This window comes from Mesorhizobium sp. M1A.F.Ca.IN.022.07.1.1 (assembly GCF_003997575.1).
Lineage (GTDB): Bacteria > Pseudomonadota > Alphaproteobacteria > Rhizobiales > Rhizobiaceae > Mesorhizobium.
The window spans coordinates 1-4,650 of sequence record NZ_RZST01000410.1 but is presented as its reverse complement, the minus strand read 5'-3'; the positions used below and the strand labels follow the sequence as shown (position 1 = coordinate 4,650).

Sequence of the window (4,650 nt, the reverse complement as noted above, 5' to 3'; positions counted from 1 at the left end):
CGGCTGCACGGTGCGGCTCAATGCCGACCAGCGCCATCTGCGCCCCGGCGGCACCGTCTCGGGTCCGGCGCTGTTCACGCTTGCCGACATTGGCGGCTATGTGTGCGTGCTCAGCCATGCCGGGCCGGATGCGCTTTCGGTGACGACCAATCTCAACATCAACTTCATGCGCAAGGCAGAGGCCGGACCGATCGACGGCCATTGCCGTATCCTCAAGCTCGGAAAGAGCCTGATGGTCTTCGACATCGACATCGTCGCCGGGGCCGACCGGCACACGGTGGCCCACGCCACCGGGACCTATTCGATCCCGCCGAAGCGAATGGATGAGGTAAAATAATACCGTTTCGCCAATTGATTGTTTTTGCTTTATTTTCAGCGCCAGTAGAGTTTCCGCTTGGCTTGACGCATCCGGCGCCCTCGCCTATAAGCCGTCACGAAACAGCGGCCGCAAGGGCCGCCGTTTTGTTATTGCCGGACGGCTTGGCCTCTCCGTCAATTCAAGCAACAAAAAACGCCTGTTCCTGCCGTTCGCGGACAGGACGGTCAACCTGAGAGCAAAACATGGCTACCTTTTCGCAGAAGCCTGCGGATGTGGTGAAGAAGTGGGTGCTGATCGACGCCGAGGGTCTCGTCGTCGGCCGCCTTGCAACTGTCATCGCCAACCATCTGCGCGGCAAGCACAAGCCCACTTTCACCCCGCATGTCGATGATGGCGACAATGTCATCGTCATCAATGCCGACAAGGTGGTGTTCACCGGCAAGAAGTACACCGACAAGATCTATTACTGGCACACCGGCCATCCCGGCGGCGTCAAGGAGCGCACCGCGCGCCAGCTGCTCGAGGGCCGCTTCCCCGAGCGCGTCGTCGAGAAGGCTGTGGAGCGCATGATCCCGCGCGGCCCGCTTGGCCGCCGCCAGATGAAGAATCTCCGCGTCTATGCAGGCACTGAGCATCCGCACGCGGCCCAGCAGCCCGTCACGCTCGACGTGGCCAAGCTGAACTCCAAGAACAAGAGGGCCTCGTAATGGCTGAGCTTTCCTCGCTCGCAGAACTCGGGACTGTCACGACCGCCGCGCAGCCGGCCGCGCCTGTCCACGTCCAGAAGCTCGACAAGTCGGGCCGCGCCTATGCCACTGGCAAGCGCAAGAACGCGATCGCGCGCGTCTGGGTGAAGCCGGGCTCCGGCAAGATCATCGTCAACGACAAGGAATTCGCGACCTATTTCGCGCGTCCCGTGCTGCAGATGATCCTCAACCAGCCGATCGTCGCCGCCAACCGCGCCGGCCAGTACGACATCGTCGCCACCGTCATCGGCGGCGGTCTCTCCGGCCAGGCGGGCGCCGTGCGTCACGGCATCTCCAAGGCGCTGACCTATTACGAGCCGGGCCTGCGTTCGGTGCTCAAGAAGGGCGGCTTTCTCACCCGCGACAGCCGCGTGGTCGAGCGCAAGAAATACGGCAAGGCCAAGGCGCGCCGCAGCTTCCAGTTCTCGAAGCGCTAAGCGCTACGGGTCCCCAGCTTTCGAAAAGGCCGCCTCCGGGCGGCTTTTTTGTTTCCGTCACCAGTGCCCGGCCGGCGTTTTTGTGTAGTCGATGAACGCGCGCAGCGGGGCCGGCACCAAGCGCCGGCCAGGGTAATAAAGAAACGGCCCCGAGAAGCTTTGCCACCAGGGCTGGAGCACAGGTTCCAGAACGCCGCTGTCGAAATACGGGCGCACCCAGTCCTCGAAGAGCCAAAGGATGCCGACGCCGGCGATCGCCGCATCGACAGCGAGATCGACGCCACCACCGATGCTGACGACCAATGGCCCCGTGGGATCGACCCGCACCACCTCGCCGTCCCGCTCGAACTCCCAGGGCGTCATGACCCCGCTCGGGAAGCGGCCGCGCACGCAGGCATGGCCAAGCAGGTCGCGCGGGTGCTGCGGCCGACCGTGCCGGTCAAGGTAGGACGGCGCGGCGGAGGTCGTGAAGCGCTGCGCGCGCGGTCCGATCGGCACCGCGATCATGTCCTGCTCCAGCCGCTCGTCATAGCGGATTCCGGCGTCGCAGCCGGCCACCAGCACATCGACAAAGTTCTCCTCGGCGATCACCTCCAGGCGAATGGCGGGATAGGCCGCGAGAAATCGCGGAACGATCTTGGGCAGCACCAGCCGCGAGGCGCTTATCGGCACGTTGAGACGCAAGGTTCCGGCGGGCCGGTCGCGAAAGCCGTTCACCACATCGAGCGCAGCTTCTACCTCGCCCAATGCGGGGCCGAGCCGCGCCAGCAGGCTGGCACCAGCTTCGGTCAAAGCAACGCTGCGCGTGGTGCGGTTGAAGAGCCTAACACCGAGTTGGGTTTCCAGACGGCGGATGGCTTCGCTGAGCGCTGACGCGCTGCCGGCCGTGGCGCGAGCTGCTTCGCGAAAGCCGCCGGCGCGGGCCACGGCCATGAATGCCTGGAGATCGTTGAGTTCGGCCGCCATTGTCCTAAATTTCGTACAAGCTGTGCCGAATATAGCTGATTATCGGGACAGCGGCTATGTCTTATCTCCCTCGCCGACAATGAAGGAGAACCCGATGTCCAGCGTAAACAAATCCGGCACCTATAAACTCGGCGACCGCTCGGTCCGCCGCCTCGGCTACGGCGCCATGCAGCTCGCAGGCAAAGGAGTGTTCGGTCCGCCAAAGAACCATGACGCGGCCATCGCCGTGCTGCGCGAAGCGATAGCGCAAGGCGTGAACCATATCGACACCAGCGATTATTATGGTCCGCACGTCACCAACAAGCTGATCCGCGAGGCGCTATCGCCCTACCCCGACGACCTCACCATCGTCACAAAGATCGGCGCCCGTCGTGGCGAAGACGCCTCCTGGCTGCCGGCCTTCACAGCCGATGAACTCGAACAGGCCGTACACGACAATCTTCGCAATCTTGGCCTCGAGGTGATGGACGTCGTCAATCTGCGCATCATGTTCGGGATGCATGGTCCAGCGGAGGGCTCCATCGAGGCGCAGGTCACCAAGCTCGCCGAGCTTCAGCGCAAGGGCCTGGTGCGCAATATCGGCTTGAGCAACGTCACCCGAGCGCAAATCCAGGAAGGCCGCAAGATTTGCGACATCGTCTGCGTGCAGAACCAGTACAATCTGGCGCATCGCGAGGACGACGCGCTGATCGATGAACTGGCGCGCCACGGCATCGCCTATGTGCCGTTTTTTCCGCTTGGCGGCTTCAGCCCGTTGCAATCGTCGACGCTGTCCGGCGTGGCCGAGCGGCTCGGCGCGAAGCCGATGCAGGTTGCGCTGGCATGGTTGTTGCGACGCTCACCGAACATCCTGCTGATCCCCGGCACCTCATCGGTCGGGCATCTGCGGGAGAATCTTGCGGCTGCGGAGCTGGAATTGTCGGACGAAGTGCTGGCCGAGTTGGAGGGCGTGGCGAAAGCCGCCTAGGTCAAGCGCCGTCATCCCACCCGCGCCAGCGGCGCCACTTCCCCATCAAGAGGAGGTACCGCGCCTATCTTTCGGCGTCCCATTTGCAGCGTCCCGCAGCCGTTGTAGCACTCGACCGCCGGCGAGCTTGGCGCAACTTCGACCTCCCCGCGATGGCCCCTCGATGGGCAGGTCGGCGCGAAGCTCCCGGTGGGGAGCACCGACGCCAGCTAATTGATGCTCGCCGTGCGCGCCGGCTCAGCCGGGCGCGCCTCGTCCATATAAGGCACGCGATAGCCATTGGCAGCCAGCCATTCGATCGCCGCTTTTGGCTCGTCGGTCTGGATGATGGTGGCGCCGCGATCGACCCAAAAACCCCAAGCCTCGCGCGGCAGGCCGGCAGCGACCGCCAGCTCGTCGCCACGGCCGCCGGCAAGGAAGCCGCCCGGCTTGTTGACGATGGCATAAGTATCGGCCCAGAGGTGCCAGTCACCGCGGACGGCTGTAGCCCGCATGCGCGTGCTGAACAGCGGGCCGCCGTTTGCGGTCAACGTCTCGGCGCCGTTGCGCCAGTTGATCAGCTCGATAGCGCGTGGCGCGAACGCCTTGTCGACCTCGCCGGCAAAGGCAGCATCGTGCACGGCGTCATCGGCAAGGATCGGCATGAACTGGAAGCCGCCGCCCGCCTGGGCGAGCGCGGCCTTCGCGGCTTCAATGCGCGCCTGGTTCCACAGGTTCTCCTTGACGATCACCTGATCGGCCATGCCGAGATCGCGGGCGACCGCGATCATGCCTGGCAGGTCCGTCACCTCCAGCTTGTTGTCGAGATTGATGAGGATCCTGTCCTTGGTCGTCAGCAGCATCTCGCGCAGCGTCAACACCGGCTCGCTGGTGACGGCGCCGGTGCCCTCGATCACCAGCCGGCACTTCTTCAGCTCCGCCAGCGTATATTCCACCACCTCGCCCTTGCAGTTCGTGGTGCGGTCGAGCCAGCTGTCATGCATGATGACGAACGCGCCGTCCTTCGAGCGCCTCACATCGACCTCGACGATCTCGGCGCCGATCGCGATCGAGCCCTCGACCGCGGCAAGCGAATTCTCGGCATAAAGCGTCTTGCCGGCCTGCATGCTGCCGGCCCGATGCGCCGCGATCATCACATGATCGCGCCACTGGTTGGCGTGTTCGAAGCGGTCGAGGATTTGGGCGGCGCGCGTCTCACCGGCTAAGGTTTGACTC

General features: G+C 64.2%; 6 protein-coding genes. 4 read left to right on the top strand and 2 right to left on the bottom strand.

Features of this window, described 5'->3' with window-relative positions; all coding sequences use genetic code 11:
- From EOA75_RS29175 to rpsI, 3 genes are all read left to right on the top strand, one after another.
- A partial coding sequence (locus EOA75_RS29175) for a PaaI family thioesterase (RefSeq protein ID WP_164747636.1) occupies nt 1-337 on the top strand: 337 nt, incomplete at its 5' end.
- Nucleotides 338-561: 224 nt separating this feature from the next.
- On the top strand, nt 562-1,026 hold the full coding sequence (gene rplM / locus EOA75_RS29170) for a 50S ribosomal protein L13 (protein ID WP_127215765.1): 465 nt from the start codon (nt 562-564) through the stop codon (nt 1,024-1,026).
- Entirely contained in the window at nt 1,026-1,502 is a 477-nt protein-coding gene (gene rpsI, locus EOA75_RS29165; protein WP_066989448.1) for a 30S ribosomal protein S9, read from the top strand. The genes rplM and rpsI overlap by 1 nt, the downstream gene beginning before the upstream one ends.
- Nucleotides 1,503-1,559: 57 nt before the next feature.
- On the opposite strand, the gene EOA75_RS29160 is transcribed toward rpsI, so the two are convergent.
- Nucleotides 1,560-2,468 (bottom strand): LysR family transcriptional regulator, encoded by a 909-nt coding sequence (locus EOA75_RS29160; protein ID WP_127325779.1) that lies wholly within the window; start codon nt 2,466-2,468, stop codon nt 1,560-1,562.
- Nucleotides 2,469-2,562: 94 nt separating this feature from the next.
- Between EOA75_RS29160 and EOA75_RS29155 the strand changes: the two genes are divergently transcribed.
- The gene (locus EOA75_RS29155; RefSeq protein ID WP_127246949.1) at nt 2,563-3,435 is read left to right on the top strand and encodes an aldo/keto reductase family oxidoreductase; all 873 of its coding nucleotides are present in this window, start codon (nt 2,563-2,565) and stop codon (nt 3,433-3,435) included.
- 209 nt (nt 3,436-3,644) lie between these two features.
- On the opposite strand, the gene EOA75_RS29150 is transcribed toward EOA75_RS29155, so the two are convergent.
- Nucleotides 3,645-4,650, bottom strand: a 1,006-nt coding sequence (locus tag EOA75_RS29150; protein ID WP_164747635.1) for a glycerophosphodiester phosphodiesterase family protein, incomplete at its 5' end; no start/stop codon positions are given.